The 14,638-nt window shown below is 32.4% G+C and carries 17 protein-coding genes; 14 read left to right on the top strand and 3 right to left on the bottom strand.

The genetic code is table 11. The annotated features are described in order from the left end of the window. Positions 1–136: 136 nt before the first annotated feature. Entirely contained in the window at positions 137–709 is a 573-nt protein-coding gene (ribH, locus tag AC3QL1_RS01085; RefSeq protein ID WP_492494405.1) for a 6,7-dimethyl-8-ribityllumazine synthase, read from the bottom strand. Positions 710–787: 78 nt separating this feature from the next. Next, positions 788–1,567 (bottom strand): tetratricopeptide repeat protein, encoded by a 780-nt coding sequence (locus AC3QL1_RS01090; protein ID WP_492494406.1) that lies wholly within the window; start codon positions 1,565–1,567, stop codon positions 788–790. A 395-nt stretch (positions 1,568–1,962) separates the two neighbouring features. Here AC3QL1_RS01090 and recF point away from each other — a divergent pair, with 395 nt between their 5' ends. The 13 genes from recF (at position 1,963) to AC3QL1_RS01155 (ending at position 12,487) form a co-directional block, all read left to right on the top strand. Then, entirely contained in the window at positions 1,963–3,042 is a 1,080-nt protein-coding gene (gene recF, locus AC3QL1_RS01095) for a DNA replication/repair protein RecF (RefSeq protein WP_492494407.1), read from the top strand. Between the two features lie 182 nt (positions 3,043–3,224). Further along, positions 3,225–3,902 (top strand): DUF2461 domain-containing protein, encoded by a 678-nt coding sequence (locus tag AC3QL1_RS01100; RefSeq protein WP_492494408.1) that lies wholly within the window; start codon positions 3,225–3,227, stop codon positions 3,900–3,902. A 131-nt stretch (positions 3,903–4,033) separates the two neighbouring features. After that, the gene (locus AC3QL1_RS01105) at positions 4,034–5,086 is read left to right on the top strand and encodes a glycosyltransferase (protein ID WP_492494410.1); all 1,053 of its coding nucleotides are present in this window, start codon (positions 4,034–4,036) and stop codon (positions 5,084–5,086) included. 87 nt (positions 5,087–5,173) lie between these two features. Further along, entirely contained in the window at positions 5,174–5,737 is a 564-nt protein-coding gene (locus tag AC3QL1_RS01110; RefSeq protein ID WP_492494411.1) for a DUF6934 family protein, read from the top strand. 34 nt (positions 5,738–5,771) lie between these two features. Further along, the gene (locus AC3QL1_RS01115; protein ID WP_492494413.1) at positions 5,772–5,951 is read left to right on the top strand and encodes a hypothetical protein; all 180 of its coding nucleotides are present in this window, start codon (positions 5,772–5,774) and stop codon (positions 5,949–5,951) included. Positions 5,952–6,082: 131 nt separating this feature from the next. Beyond that, positions 6,083–7,147 carry a UDP-N-acetylmuramate dehydrogenase gene (murB, locus tag AC3QL1_RS01120; RefSeq protein ID WP_492494414.1) on the top strand — a complete coding sequence of 355 codons (1,065 nt, stop codon included), beginning with the start codon at positions 6,083–6,085 and terminating at the stop codon, positions 7,145–7,147. A 206-nt stretch (positions 7,148–7,353) separates the two neighbouring features. Beyond that, positions 7,354–7,812, top strand: a complete 459-nt coding sequence (locus AC3QL1_RS01125; RefSeq protein WP_492494415.1) for a GNAT family N-acetyltransferase — start codon at positions 7,354–7,356, stop codon at positions 7,810–7,812. An 11-nt stretch (positions 7,813–7,823) separates the two neighbouring features. After that, positions 7,824–8,438, top strand: a complete 615-nt coding sequence (locus AC3QL1_RS01130; RefSeq protein ID WP_492494416.1) for an FMN-binding negative transcriptional regulator — start codon at positions 7,824–7,826, stop codon at positions 8,436–8,438. An 83-nt stretch (positions 8,439–8,521) separates the two neighbouring features. Continuing rightward, positions 8,522–9,628 carry a glycosyltransferase gene (locus AC3QL1_RS01135; RefSeq protein ID WP_492494417.1) on the top strand — a complete coding sequence of 369 codons (1,107 nt, stop codon included), beginning with the start codon at positions 8,522–8,524 and terminating at the stop codon, positions 9,626–9,628. Continuing rightward, positions 9,619–10,170, top strand: coding sequence for a sigma-70 family RNA polymerase sigma factor (locus AC3QL1_RS01140; RefSeq protein ID WP_115847251.1), 552 nt, complete (start codon positions 9,619–9,621; stop codon positions 10,168–10,170). Before AC3QL1_RS01135 ends, AC3QL1_RS01140 begins: the two co-directional genes overlap by 10 nt. Positions 10,171–10,325: 155 nt before the next feature. After that, positions 10,326–11,153 (top strand): energy transducer TonB, encoded by an 828-nt coding sequence (locus tag AC3QL1_RS01145; RefSeq protein ID WP_492494419.1) that lies wholly within the window; start codon positions 10,326–10,328, stop codon positions 11,151–11,153. A 155-nt stretch (positions 11,154–11,308) separates the two neighbouring features. Next, positions 11,309–12,067 (top strand): DUF4184 family protein, encoded by a 759-nt coding sequence (locus tag AC3QL1_RS01150; protein WP_492494421.1) that lies wholly within the window; start codon positions 11,309–11,311, stop codon positions 12,065–12,067. 39 nt (positions 12,068–12,106) lie between these two features. Then, on the top strand, positions 12,107–12,487 hold the full coding sequence (locus tag AC3QL1_RS01155; protein WP_491182266.1) for a PH domain-containing protein: 381 nt from the start codon (positions 12,107–12,109) through the stop codon (positions 12,485–12,487). Positions 12,488–12,557: 70 nt separating this feature from the next. On the opposite strand, the gene AC3QL1_RS01160 is transcribed toward AC3QL1_RS01155, so the two are convergent. Then, positions 12,558–13,436: a M48 family metalloprotease gene (locus tag AC3QL1_RS01160; protein ID WP_492494422.1), complete on the bottom strand. Its 879-nt coding sequence runs from the start codon at positions 13,434–13,436 to the stop codon at positions 12,558–12,560. A 321-nt stretch (positions 13,437–13,757) separates the two neighbouring features. Here AC3QL1_RS01160 and lipA point away from each other — a divergent pair, with 321 nt between their 5' ends. Beyond that, on the top strand, positions 13,758–14,624 hold the full coding sequence (gene lipA / locus AC3QL1_RS01165; RefSeq protein ID WP_492494424.1) for a lipoyl synthase: 867 nt from the start codon (positions 13,758–13,760) through the stop codon (positions 14,622–14,624). Positions 14,625–14,638: the final 14 nt, after the last annotated feature.

Consider the following 14,638-nt stretch of genomic DNA (forward strand, 5'->3'; position numbering starts at 1 on the left):
CTGGTTTTAAAATCCAAGGTCTACAAATTTAATGAATTTCTATTGGGTTTTAGAAATTCATCAGTCATAAAAAAAACAAAAAACCTATACTATTTTTACACAGTACAGGTTTTAATATTTTTAAAACAATTGTGTTTTATTCTTTCTCTATTTTTCTTGGAGTATCTTCTATTTGAAGCGCGCCAGAAGTTAATAAAGGCTGATTAAAAGGATGTGACATTGAAGCTTGCTGACGGATATAGGCCATTTTTATTGCTGCAATTGCCGCTTCGGTTCCTTTATTTCCGTGAATTCCTCCGCTTCTGTCAATAGATTGCTGGATATTATTATCTGTTAATACACAAAAAATAACCGGAATATCAGTCTGAACATTCAAATCTTTTATTCCTTGTGTAACACCTTCGCAAACAAAATCGAAATGTTTTGTTTGTCCCTGAATTACGCATCCAATAACAATTACTGCATCAACATTTTGTGTCTGCAGCATTTTTTTTGCCCCGTAAATCAGTTCAAAACTTCCCGGAACATTCCAGCGAATAATTTGCTGTGCAGGAACTTCACAATCAATTAAGGCATCAAAAGCGCCATTATAAAGTCCTTCTGTTATAGTTTCATTCCACTCAGAAACAACAATCCCAAATCGAAAGTCTTTCGCATTTGGGATCGTGTTTTTATCGTATTCTGATAAATTTTTATTTTCGGTAGCCATTTGTATCTTTTAGAATTTTAATTTCAGATTGTAAAAATACAAATCTAAAATCTAAAATCTTAACTCTACAATAATTTTTTATTGTGCTAATCCAATCAAAACATCAACAGAAGCAGCTTCCGGAGTTGAATCGTAGTTTTCTTTAATATCTGTTAAATATTTTAAAGCGTCTTCTTTTTGACCTAAAGCAATAGCCGTTTTTCCAGCTTTTAATAAGAAACGAGGAGTTGTAAAATCATTCTTATTAGATTCTGCCGCTTTTACATAATAGTCAAGAGCTTCTTTTTGTTGGTTTTTTTGAGAATAAGCATCTCCAATTGCACCTTTTGCCAAAGCACTTAAAATCAAATCTTCAGATTTAAATTCACCTAAATATTTAATTGCTTCGTCAAATTTACCAGTATTTAAATAAGCCATACCAGCATAATAGTTTGCTAAGTTACCAGCATCTGTTCCTGAATATTCGTCAGCAATTTTAATGAAACCGAATTTACCTTCAGAACCATTTAAAGCCAATTTGTATAATGAATCGCTTGCTACGCCGTCAGTTGCTTTTTGAAAGTTTTGTTGAGCAACAAACATTTCGTTTGCAGCTTCGTCTTGTTTAGGAGCTTCGATAAATTTTTGGTAAGCCAAATATCCAATAGTAGCAACTGCAATACCAGCAACTAAACCAATAATGATTTTTTGATTTTTAGCAACCCAATCCTCAGTTCTTGAAGCAGTTTCATCTAATTTTGAAAAAACACCAGCAGTTGTGCTGTCTTTTTCGTCAATGATTACCTGTGTTTCTTCATTTACTTCTTTAACTTCCTTTTCTTTTGGTGCTTTATATCCTCTTTTATTGTAAGTAGCCATTTAAAATTAATTTAGTGAACGGCAAAAATAAAATTTTTATTGAAACTGAAGTAAAAAAAATCAATTTTATATCTATTTAATACTAAATATTTTCGAAAATCTCTATTTTTTTCTTATCAATAAGAAAATAAAAAATATTAACTTGCTTTTAATGAGATATTTAAAAGTATAATTAAAAAATTTGAACGGTCGTTTTTTCACTATTTAAAATATACTTTTTCTGTACAAAAGTATTATTTACAGATAGATTTTTAAGATTATCACAGATTAAGCGTTTAAAGAATTAAATTTGCCAGACGAATCTTTTTTATCTTACAATCTGTGACATAAAAACTTAATCTTTTCAAAAAATTATCATTCATAAAACATCAAATTTATCTTTTAGAGTTCCAAAAATGCATTTAAACAAAATTTCTTTATTCAATTATAAAAATTTCTCCGAAGCCGGTTTTGAGTTCGACAACAAGATTAATTGTTTTGTTGGCAAAAACGGAATCGGAAAAACAAACGTGCTTGATGCTATTTATCATTTGGCCTACGGAAAAAGTTATTTTAATCCGCTGGCAGTGCAAAACATCAAACACGGTGAAGAGTTTTTTGTTATTGATGCCGAATTAGAAAAAAACGGCAGAACAGAACAAATTGTCTGCAGTTTAAAAAAGGGACAAAAGAAAATCCTGAAAAGAAACGGAAAAGCCTACGATAAATTCTCTGATCATATTGGTTTTATTCCCCTGGTAATTATTTCTCCGGCTGATCGTGATTTAATCGTAGAAGGAAGTGAAACACGCCGTAAATTTATGGACAGCGTGATTTCGCAATTAGATTCAACTTACCTGCATCAGCTTATTCAATATCAAAAAATAATTGCGCAGCGAAATGCTTTGCTAAAGTATTTTGCACTTAATCATGTTTTTGACAATGATACCTTATCTATATATAATGAGCAATTGGATGGTTTTGGAAAATCTATTTTTGAAAAGAGAAAAGAGTTCATCGAACAATTTATACCTATATTTAATACACATCATCAGGCCATAACCGGATCTGAAGAAACGGTGCAATTGGTTTATGAAAGTCATTTATTCGAAAAAGATTTACTGACTATTTTGCGGGAAAATATTAATAAGGACCGCGCTTTGCAATATACAAGTGCCGGAATTCATAAAGACGATTTATCGTTTGAAATTGATTCGCACCCGATAAAGAAATTTGGATCGCAAGGTCAGCAAAAATCTTTTTTGATTGCTTTGAAACTGGCTCAGTTTGAATTCCTGAAAAAACAAAGCGGCGTAAAACCATTATTACTTTTTGATGATATTTTTGATAAACTCGATGAAACGCGCGTTTCCAAAATTATCGAAATGGTGAATAGTGAAACTTTCGGACAGCTTTTTATTTCTGACACGCATCCGGAACGCACCGAAGCGATTGTAAAATCAACACATCAGAGTTATAAAATATTTAATTTATAGATTTTTGTTTGCCACGAATTTCACTAATTAGCACTAATTAAAGCTTTGACAAAGTTTAAAACTTTGTCAAAGCTTAACGACAAGGATTTAAAAATTAGCGTAAATTCGTGAAATTGGTGGCGAAAAAAAATATTAATTTAGCCAGGATATTACTTAAAAATTAACTGCAATAAATACCGAATATGTTAACGAAAGAATCATTGCAATTTTTAGACGATTTAAAGAAAAACAACAATAGAGATTGGTTTCAGGATAATAAAAAACGATACGAGGTTTTCAAAAAAGATTATCATCAATTGGTGAGCGATTTTCTGGATGTTATGAAACCGCTTGATCCTTCGTTAGAATTACTGGAAATAAAAAATTGCACTTTTAGAATTAATCGTGATATTCGATTTTCTAAAGACAAATCACCTTATAAAGCACATTTAGGAGTCTGGATGTCGCCTGGCGTAAAAGGTGCTAACCGCGCGGGATATTATGTTCATATCGAAAAAGGAGCGAGTTTTATTGCGGGTGGATTCTATTCACCGGAAGCAGAAGATTTGAAAAAAGTGCGTAAAGAAATTGCTTTTTTTCATGAAGATCTGGAAGCTATTTTAGCAGATAAAAACTTCAAAAAGGAATTTGGAAATTTAGATATAAACGAAAACAATTCTCTTAAAAGCATGCCGCGTGGTTATGAAAAAGACCATCCTGCAATGGAGTTTTTAAAATTAAAAAGCTTTACGGCAACTCAAAAATATGATTTTAGCGAAGTGACCAAAAAAGATTTCGTTTCTAAAATGAGTCAAAAACTAATCGCTTTAAAACCTTTGATCGATTTTATCAATCGCGCTTTAGAAACGGATGAATTTTAGAAACTATAAAAAGTTGCCACGAATTTCACAAATTTGCACTAATTAAACTTTGACAAAATTTAAAACTTTGTCAATGCTGAACAGAAAAAATTTGGGCTAATTTTTGAAATTCGCGGCAAAAAACCAATTCAATGAAAAGAAAAATACTTTTTCTGGGAGAATCTTATCGTGCCGATGCTATAACCTGGATGAAAGGTTTAAAGGAATTTGGCGATTTTGAAATTATTACCTGGGAACTTCAAACACCAAACAATTCAAAACTGAACCGTTTTAAACGTATTGCAGAATATTTCTTCTCTCCTATTTCGATTCGGAAAATCATTCGACAAGAAAAACCGGATATGGTAATTGCAGAAAGAACAACAAGTTATGGTTTTCTTGCAGCATTGTCTGGTTCCAAAACTATTGCCATTGCACAACAAGGCCGAACTGATTTATGGCCGGAAGGTTCTGTTTTGCTGCCTTTTAAAAAATTCATTCAGAAATATGCCTTCAAAAAAGCGCATTTAATTCACGCATGGGGTCCGGTTATGACTATTTCGATGAAAGAAATTGGTGTTGAGATGAATAAGGTTCTGGTTATCCCGAAAGGAATTGATTTGACGCTTTTTTCTCCTTCAATCAATAATTCGAATAAAATTGAAGCTATTGTTACCCGTTCCTTGCAACCGGAATATCGTCATGATTCTATTTTGAAAGCTTTTGCAATTTTAAACCAAAAAGGAATCGATTTTTCGTTAACAATTGTGGGCGACGGAACACGCTTGCAATTTTTAAAAGATTTAGCCAAAGATTTACAAATTGAAAATAACGTAATTTTTACAGGAAGAATTCCGAATACAGCACTTCCTAAATTATTGCAGCAGTCGAACATATATATAAGTATGCCCATTACCGAAGGCGTTTCAGCTTCTTTATTTGAAGCAATGGCCTGCAATTGTTATCCTGTTGTTTCTGATATTGCAGGAAATCAAAGCTGGATCAAACATCGCCAAAACGGACAATTAATCGAAATTGATAATATCGAAATGCTGGCAGAAGAATTAATTTGGTCTTTTGAAAATGCTGAATCCCGAAATAATGCCATTTTAGAAAACAGAAAATTTGTGGAAGAAAATGCGAATTATAACATTAATATGAAGATCATTGCAGATAAATATCATGAGTTGTTGAACATGAATTAACTTATTTTCGACAACTAAAAATAAATAAATTATTTTAACAAGATATTACATTGTTTATTTAGATTTGCCACCATCTAAAAACTAGAAATGGAAGATTTAATAAATGAATCCTACGAATTTGAGCAAGTCGACAGCAATCCATTGCATACTAAATATGATTTTGTGAGCATTGGCGAGAAAGAAATTCCCAAAAGGATCGCCATGATAAAATATCCGCAACCTGGTTTGGAACGATTTTATAATTTAGGGTTTGGCAATATTTTTATTGATGAAAATGGATTGGAATCCATTTCTGACATGTCCCGAGAAAACAATAAAAATGACAAAAACAAAGTCTTAAAAACAGTTTTTACCTGCGCTTTAGATTTTTTATCAAATTCTCCAAATTCAATTTTAACCATTTTCGGAAATACCACTGCAAAACACAGAATGTATAAAATGGGTTTAAATAATAATTTAGCTTCTATCGAAAGTTGTTTCATTATAAAAGGCGGCATTATTGATGATTTGAAAATTACCGAAAACAGTGAAAACGGAAAGCTTCCGGATTCGATTATTAATATTGATAAAATTGATTATCAGACCTATAACCCTGCAAAAAGTAAATCCTATAATTTTATAACTTTTGAAATTAAAGCTGATTTCAAATAATTTAGCTACCTTTGTACTATTAAAATGTATTGTTATGAAAAATACAATTAAAAATATTTTAGAAAAATCAGGAAAAAAGACTACTGTATCCTATAAAGACAAGGAAAGCAGAACATCTTTCGATGAAACTTTTGGAAAGCAGAAAATAGAAATAGCATCTAAGTTAATTGGCAACAATTCTGTTTCTCTTTCTCAAAAATTAGCCACAAAATAAACTAATAGAATTTTTAAATATAAAGCCTTCAAATTTGAAGGCTTTTTTATTTTCTGAAAATCTGGCGTGATTTTGAAACAAATCTGATATTTCGTCAAAACCCAACTGCAAATAAATTTTAATCCTTACTTTTGAATTCAGAATTATTTCGAAGTTTCGAGACTAAAAAAAGCCTTTTATTTATGGAAATCCAATCCAATTTTTCTTTAAAAAACTACAATACTTTTGGCATTGAGGCCAAAGCAAAACAATTTGTCGCCGTACATTCAGTTGCTGAATTAAAAACTATTTTAGAAGAAAACAAAAACGAAAAAAAATTCATTCTTGGCGGCGGAAGCAACATGCTTTTAACCCAAGATATTGATGCTTTGGTGATTCACATTGATTTAAAAGGCAAAAAAATCATTAAAGAAGATGATGATTTTGTTTGGGTCGAAAGTCAGGCCGGCGAAACATGGCATGATTTTGTACTTTATACCATTGAAAATAATTTTGGCGGTTTAGAAAACATGTCCCTGATTCCGGGGAATGTAGGAACAACTCCGGTTCAGAATATTGGCGCTTACGGAACAGAGATAAAAGATACTTTTGTTTCGTGCGAAGCGATGAATATTGAAACTCAGGAAATGAAAACCTTCACAAATACGGAATGTAATTTTGGCTACCGAGAAAGCATTTTCAAAAATGAAGTGAAAGACCAATATATCATTACATCTGTAATTTATAAATTGACGAAACGCAATCATAAAATCAATACTTCGTACGGAGATATTACGGCTGAACTAGCCAAAAACAACGTTGCAACTCCCACTTTAAAAGATGTGAGTAATGCTGTAATTGCCATCAGACAAAGCAAATTACCGGATCCGAAGGAATTGGGCAATAGCGGAAGTTTCTTTAAAAACCCGATTTTATTAAAATCTGATTTCGAAAAAATCCATCAAAAATTTCCTGAAATGAAATATTATGAAGTTTCAGAAACTGAGGTAAAAGTTCCGGCGGGCTGGTTAATTGAACAAGCTGGTTTTAAGGGAAAACGTTTTGGCGATGCAGGAGTACATAAAAATCAGGCTTTGGTTTTGGTAAATTACGGAAATGCAACGGGTCAGGAGATTTTAGCGGTTTCAAGAGACGTTCAAAAAACTGTTTTTGAAACTTTTGGAATTCATATTGAGGCGGAAGTGAATGTGATATAAAACACGAATTTCACTAATTTTCACTAATTAAATAGATTAATTGTTCGTGTGTCACATCGGCAAAGTCGAGATGCTTATGCGTTGTAAAGGACTTCGACTACGCTCAGTCTGACAATAATATTAATTCGTGAAAATTCGTGTAATTGCTTCGCCTGTTCGCTATCGCTCGGGTTGTGGCAAAAAAAACACAGTCAAATTTTTCTTTTATGACAGTAGAAAACATTTCCATAATAATAACAAATCCGGATGAAAAAGTTGCAGCAATTATAGAGGAATTGTCTGCAAATCTTTATCTTCGTTTTGGAAGCGATGGAAAGAATTCTTTCACAGACTGGCAGGTAAATGATTCGAAATATGTTTTTGTTATAGCTGAAATAGAAAATGAAATTGTGGGTTGTGGAGCGATAAGGCCTATTTCTGAAACTGTTGGTGAAGTCAAACGAATGTATTCTAAATATCCGCGAAAGCAAATTGGAAAAACCATTTTAGCTTTTTTAGAAGATATAGCTTTAAAAAGAGGTTATCAGAAATTAATTCTGGAAACACGAATAAAAAACACAGAAGCAACAAAGTTTTACGAAAAACAAGGATATAAAGTAATTCCGAATTACGGAAAATATACAGATCGACCAGAGGCAATTTGTTTTGGGAAATCTTTAAAATAAAATTCATAAAAATGTATACTCCTACTATATACAAAGACGAAGATCCGGAATCGATCAGAACTTTTTTGAAAGAAAACAGTTTTGGAATTTTGATCAATGAAACTCACGGGAAATTGTGCGCAACACATATTCCGATTGAACTTGAATTGAATGCTGACGGAAAGGAAATTTTGCAGGGACATATTTCAAAACTGAATCCGCAAGCAGAAGGTTTTGCAGAAAACGATCAGGTTTTGGCAGTATTTACGGGTGCGCACGGTTACATTTCTTCTTCTTGGTACGATCACGAAAATGTACCAACCTGGAATTATATAGCCGTGCATGTTTACGGCCGTATCAAAATTGTTGACTACGAAACAGGAGTCGAACAACTCAAAAAACTAGTAGATAAATACGAAGCAAATTCTGCGAATCCGGTTAGAGTTGAAGATTTATCAGCAAAGACAATGCGCGAAGCGAGGGGAATTTTTGCTTTTGAAATTGAAATCGACGAGATTCAGGCGACTAAAAAACTATCCCAAAACCGTGACGATCATAATTATAAGAATATAATTTCGGAGTTAGAAAAAACCGAAAACCCTCAATCTATAGCTCTTGCAAAAGAAATGTCAAAATGCCGAAAGTAAATTGGTTTTAACCATTGAAAATTAGGAATTCATAAGTACATTTGCACTCGCAAGAGTCAGAAATTAACCGACATTAAAATCAGATGCTTATATATATATTTTACTTTTTTATTGCTATCGTTGTTGTGCAACTTTTTTATTATCTTGGAATTTTTGGCAAATTTGCTTTTGCCAAACCACAAACTATTACACCGAAAAATGTTCCGGTTTCTGTAATTGTATGTGCTAAAAACGAAGAAAATAATGTTAAAAATTATATTCCGCTATTAGCAGAACAAGACTATCCTGATTTTGAAATTGTTTTAATTGACGATGCTTCAAGTGACGAAACGCTGGAAGTTTTTGAAGAATATGAAAAAAAATATTCAAACATCCGTTTGGTTAAAGTACAAAACAATGAAGCTTTTTGGGGTAATAAAAAATATGCTCTGACATTAGGAATAAAAGCATCCAAAAAAGAATATTTACTTTTTACTGACGCTGATTGTTATCCAACTTCAAAAAACTGGATTACGGCAATGACTTCGCAATTTACAACTGAAAAAACGATTGTTTTAGGATATGGCGGTTACGAAAAAAAGGAAAATTCTTTATTAAACAAAGTGATCCGATTTGAAACTATTCTTACTGCTGTTCAGTATTTTTCATGGGCAAAATCCGGATTGCCGTATATGGGAGTGGGTAGAAATTTAGCGTATAAAAAAGAAGAGTTTTTTAATGTAAACGGTTTTATCGACCATATTCAGGTTCGTTCCGGCGATGATGATTTGTTTATCAATCAGGCTGCAACCAAAGACAATACAGCTATTGCATATAATCCTGTTGGTTTCACTTATTCTAAACCAAAAGAATCATACAAAGCCTGGTTTATTCAGAAAAGAAGACATGTTTCTACGGCAAACCATTACAAGTTTTTTGATAAAATGCAATTGGGCCTTTTTTATAGTTCACAATTATTTTTCTTTTTATTAGTTATATTATTATTGTCTTTCCAGTTTCAATGGATTGCTGTATTGGCATTATTGGCAACCCGTTATACCATAGCGTGGATTGTAATGGGGTTTTCTGCCGGAAAATTTAAAGAAAAAGATCTTAAAATTTGGTTTCCTGTGGTTGAAATCATGCTTATATTCACACAAATTAATATCTTTATAACTAATATCTTTTCAAAACCTGTACATTGGAAATAAATTCTAAAATAGAAAAAGCAAAAAAAGGCGACCAGATTGCCTTTACTTTTTTATTAGATTTTTATTGGAATGAAGTGTACAGTTTCATGCTAAAACGTACCGAAAACGAAACTACAGCAGAAGATATTACGATCGAAACTTTCTCAAAAGCTTTCGATAAAATTGGATCTTACAACTCTGAATTTCAATTCAATACCTGGTTAATTGCTATTGCAAAAAATGTTTATATTGATTTATTGCGAAAGAAAAAAACCAGTCTGTTTGTCGAAATTACAGATGCCGAAGACCAACAAGCCTACAACATTGCCGATACTACTCCATCGGCAGAAGATGCTCTGATTAAAGAGCAAAATCTATCGCGTTTACTACAATGTATTAAAGAACTGAAACCTCATTATCAGGAAGTGATTCAACTGCGTTACTTTCAGGAAATGACGTATCAGGAAATTGCGCTCAAAATTGATGAGCCTCTAAGCAATGTAAAAGTAAAATTACTTCGAGCTAAAAAATTATTAGCAGAAATCATCGAACGTAATAGATAATTTATTATCTTTAGATAAAGGATAAACAATCTTCTTGTTTATTCTTAAAATAGTATTAATTTAACAAACCAGTTCTTAATTTTCCGTCCTTAGTTACACACTAATCCATTTGGCTTATGATTTGATTTTTACTTAACCTTAAAACCCAATTAACTATGTCTAATTCTAGTATCTACGAATCCAAGTGGACCAATCTTGTTTTCGAAAACAAAAACAAAGAGTACGGAGCGTATCAATTACGCCAGGAGAATTCCAAAACAACTGTTACAGCACTATTTGTAGCGTTGCTATTAATTGCAACCTTAGGAAGTATATCGATGCTGATTAGTAAACTTAGTCCCCCTGTAATTATAGATGGACCCACGATTATCGATGAACCAATAATTCCTGTATCAATGGACCCAACTATTGTACAGCCAAAAATCGAAGAAGCAGTAGCGCCACCTGTACAGGAAAGTGCTCCGGCATCAACTGAAGTACAATTAGTAAATCCGGTTGTAGTCCCTACAGATCAGGCAACAACGTCGACTATTGCAGCTGCAACAGACAATCATCCTGTTGTAGACAATGCCTCGATAGGAACAGGAAATACAACTAATGCATTACCATCAACCGGTAATGTGGGCGGAGATGCAGTTGAACCTGCAGACACAGGAAATTCAATTGTAAACACAGCTGTTTTAGACAAAATGCCTGAATTCCCGGGAGGAATGGCGAAGTTTTACACCTATGTTGGAAACAATTTTACAAGACCAGAATTAGATGCTGAAAGAACTTTAAAAGTGTATGTTTCGTTTGTAATCGAAAAAGATGGCTCTATAACTGACATCATGGTTAAAAATGATCCGGGTTATGGTGTTGGCAAAGAAGCTATTCGAGTTCTAAAATCATTAAAAACAAAATGGAGTCCGGGAATCTTAAACGGAAAAGCAGTCAGAACTGCTTACAATCTCCCAATAACAATAAAAACAGAAATGGAATAAATAATAAAAAGCAGAATCTCGGTTCTGCTTTTTTTATGGGGTTTAATTTTTATTGAACGATTTATTTAAACCATTAAGAGATTAAGAAAGATTAAGTTTTTTGCTTCATCTATTAATCTTAATTTTAACCTCAACAACTCAATTAATTTAAATTAATGCCTTTTACTTTTTCTCATCCCGCAATAATTTTGCCTTTAAAATATTTGCCTAAGAATTGGTTTTCATTAACCGGACTTATAATTGGCAGTTTAGTTCCTGATTTTGAATATTTTATTCGAATGAAAGTTAAAAGTTATTACAGTCATACTCTTTATGGAATATTTTGGTTTGACTTACCCTTAGCAATCTTACTTGCTTTTATCTTTCATAATATAATTAGAAACGATTTATTTATTAATTCACCTCGAATACTTAAATCAAGAATTTATGATTTTTCTCAATTTAATTGGAACAACTATTTCAAAACAAATTGGATCGTGGTAATATTTTCAATTATAATAGGAACGGCATCACATATTTTCTGGGACAGTTTCACTCACGATCACGGCTATTTTGTAAATAATATTTCTGAACTTAAAAATTCTGTTTTTTTATTTGGTAAAGAAATCCCTATTTTAAAAATGGCACAACATCTAAGCAGTTTAATTGGAGCGATAATTATTTTGTTTACAATATTAAAATTACCAACAAATGATACTTTAGAAAGTCCAATAAATAAAAATTATTGGATTACGATAATCGTTTTTATTCTAATAATAATGGCAATTCGATTCATATCAGGCCTTAATCATAAGCAATACGGACATATTATAGTTTCATTCCTTTCAGCAATAATAATATCACTAATTATAACTCCATTTTTTTTAAATATAAAAGCTACTGGTAAAAACCAACAAAATCAATTACTTTTATAATACAGAAAAAGAAATTCATTAAAACTAAAAATCAATAAAATGGGAATATTTTCAGCACTTCTTGGTAATGCAGGCGCGGTTAGTCAGGAAGATTTAATTAATAAATACGGACAGCTTTTAACCGATAATGAACAAGTTGAAATGGGTTTTAAACTAATCCGTGACACTTTTATCTTTACTAACAAAAGATTAATTCTGGTTGATGTTCAAGGAATCACAGGCAGTAAAACAGAATACAAATCAATTGCTTACAAAAGTATTACTCGTTTTAGCATCGAAACTGCCGGAACTTTTGATCTTGATGCCGAATTAAAAATTTGGGTTTCGAGTGAATTACAGCCAAGCATCGTAAAACAATTTACTAAATCAGTAAATGTGTATGAAGTGCAAAAAGTATTGGCGCACCACGTTTTAGGTTAATCAGAACAAATTAAAAAGCCCGGCAATTTCTGGAAATTGTCGGGCTTTATTTTGACCAAATTTGAAATTATTATTTCTTTTTTGTTGTTGTCGTTTTTTTAACAGTGGTTGTTTTTTTCGTTGTTGTTTTTACAACTGGAGCCGTATTTACAATTTTTTGCTGTACATAAGCTTTATAAACACCATCTTTTTCTGCTCTTTTCTTAGCATCTTCAGCTCTTTGTTTAGAATCAGGATGCGAACTCATCATTTGATCAATAAAAGAGGCTTCGCTTCCTTCACTCATTTTAGCCAGAATTCTAAAAGCCGATTCTTCTGCATTTACGTTATAGCCATTCTTTTTCAAGAAGTTATAAGAAAACAAATCTGCATCAGCTTCTTGTTTGCGGCTAAATTTACTATCGATAATAGCGCTTCCAATTTTTCCTAACTGACTGTCTGTAACACTTGCAATTGTTGTGGATTGAGAAGCTGCAGCATCCATTAACGCTTCTTTTTTATAAGCTGCCTTAATCGCATCTCTTGAATCATTATTGGCAACGTGACCGATTTCGTGACCAATTACAGCCAGCAATTCATTGTCATCCATAATATCCATTAATCCTGAATATACACGTACGCTTCCATCTGCAGTAGCAAAAGCATTCACTTCTTTTAATTTGTAAACTTTATAGTTTAACGTATAGCCTTCGCCCGTTGTATGTTTTCCAAAAACTCTGTTTAATCTTATTGCGTAACCATCTGTTGCGGCAGCTACTTCATTTTCAGTATCCATTTTATCCACTGCAGCTTTAGACAAAGCAGCGGCATCGGCATTACTGAAAGTAAAACCTGTAACTCCTTTTTGAACGGCACCAATTGCTTTTTCTCCAAAATTAATTTGCGCATTTATTTTAGTAACTCCTAAAGCAGCAAATAAAACGCCTATTACAATTAAATTCTTTTTCATGTTTTTTATAATTACAATTTAACAACAAATGTACTATTAAGAAAATATCATTTTATCTCCCGAAGAGTTATTTTTTAACAAATAAAGGTATAAATTTTAAATGAGTATAGATGAATACGATATCACAATTATTGATTATTTCAGAATAAAAGAATTAAAAAAGAACACTTTAGAAGATTCTACTCTTTTTAAATATAAGATTTTAACATCTTATTCAAACAATTATTAAAACAAATCTTCACGAATCTGGTTTTAAATTAAATTATAAACGAATCTCCAAATAAACTACATTGCTTATCTTTGTACTTTGAATTTTGATATATGGAAACAGTCATTGAGAATATACCAACTGCAAAACCGAAATGGTTGAAGGTAAAACTTCCAATTGGACAAAAATATACTGAACTACGCGGCTTAGTTGATAAATACAGCCTAAATACAATTTGTACCTCCGGAAGCTGCCCAAATATGGGAGAATGCTGGGGCGAAGGAACTGCAACTTTTATGATTTTAGGAAACGTTTGTACGCGTTCTTGTGGTTTTTGCGGTGTAAAAACCGGAAGACCTGAAACGGTAGATTGGGACGAACCTGAAAAAGTAGCGCGTTCTATAAAAATCATGAACATTAAACATGCTGTTATCACAAGTGTTGACAGAGATGATTTAAAAGATGGCGGTTCTATTATCTGGATTGAAACCGTAAAAGCGATTCGCAGAATGAATCCGAATACAACGCTAGAAACTCTTATTCCGGATTTTCAGGGAATCGAAAGAAATCTTGACAGAATCGTAGAAGCAAATCCCGAAGTAGTTTCACACAATGTTGAAACCGTTCGTCGTTTAACACGCGAAGTACGTATTCAGGCAAAATACGATCGCAGTCTTGAAGTTTTGCGTTACCTGAAAGAAAAAGGAATCAACAGAACAAAATCCGGAATTATGCTGGGTCTTGGTGAAACTGAAGAAGAAGTTTTCCAGACGATGACTGATTTACGCAATGCAAATGTAGATGTTGTAACAATTGGACAATACCTTCAGCCAAGTAAAAAACACTTACCTGTAAAAGAATTTATTACTCCGGAGCAATTTGCCAGATACGAAAAATTTGGTTTAGAATTAGGTTTCCGTCACGTAGAAAGCGGACCGTTAGTTCGTTCTTCATACAAAGCACAAAAACACATTTTATAAAAAAGGTTTATCCG

The organism is Flavobacterium sp. GW823-FHT04A11, from assembly GCF_058796535.1.

What these genes read in the sequence shown, in the direction of transcription:
- ribH (WP_492494405.1), bottom strand. Translation starts at nt 709, where the DNA reads ATGGCTACCGAAAATAAAAATTTATCAGAATACGATAAAAACACGATC.
- AC3QL1_RS01115 (WP_492494413.1), top strand. Translation starts at nt 5,772, where the DNA reads ATGAAAAATACAATTAAAAATATTTTAGAAAAATCAGGAAAAAAGACT.
- AC3QL1_RS01125 (WP_492494415.1), top strand. Translation starts at nt 7,354, where the DNA reads ATGACAGTAGAAAACATTTCCATAATAATAACAAATCCGGATGAAAAA.
- AC3QL1_RS01150 (WP_492494421.1), top strand. Translation starts at nt 11,309, where the DNA reads ATGCCTTTTACTTTTTCTCATCCCGCAATAATTTTGCCTTTAAAATAT.
- AC3QL1_RS01155 (WP_491182266.1), top strand. Translation starts at nt 12,107, where the DNA reads ATGGGAATATTTTCAGCACTTCTTGGTAATGCAGGCGCGGTTAGTCAG.
- AC3QL1_RS01090 (WP_492494406.1), bottom strand. Translation starts at nt 1,567, where the DNA reads ATGGCTACTTACAATAAAAGAGGATATAAAGCACCAAAAGAAAAGGAA.
- AC3QL1_RS01110 (WP_492494411.1), top strand. Translation starts at nt 5,174, where the DNA reads ATGGAAGATTTAATAAATGAATCCTACGAATTTGAGCAAGTCGACAGC.
- recF (WP_492494407.1), top strand. Translation starts at nt 1,963, where the DNA reads ATGCATTTAAACAAAATTTCTTTATTCAATTATAAAAATTTCTCCGAA.
- AC3QL1_RS01160 (WP_492494422.1), bottom strand. Translation starts at nt 13,436, where the DNA reads ATGAAAAAGAATTTAATTGTAATAGGCGTTTTATTTGCTGCTTTAGGA.
- AC3QL1_RS01135 (WP_492494417.1), top strand. Translation starts at nt 8,522, where the DNA reads ATGCTTATATATATATTTTACTTTTTTATTGCTATCGTTGTTGTGCAA.
- AC3QL1_RS01145 (WP_492494419.1), top strand. Translation starts at nt 10,326, where the DNA reads ATGTCTAATTCTAGTATCTACGAATCCAAGTGGACCAATCTTGTTTTC.
- AC3QL1_RS01130 (WP_492494416.1), top strand. Translation starts at nt 7,824, where the DNA reads ATGTATACTCCTACTATATACAAAGACGAAGATCCGGAATCGATCAGA.
- AC3QL1_RS01105 (WP_492494410.1), top strand. Translation starts at nt 4,034, where the DNA reads ATGAAAAGAAAAATACTTTTTCTGGGAGAATCTTATCGTGCCGATGCT.
- AC3QL1_RS01100 (WP_492494408.1), top strand. Translation starts at nt 3,225, where the DNA reads ATGTTAACGAAAGAATCATTGCAATTTTTAGACGATTTAAAGAAAAAC.
- lipA (WP_492494424.1), top strand. Translation starts at nt 13,758, where the DNA reads ATGGAAACAGTCATTGAGAATATACCAACTGCAAAACCGAAATGGTTG.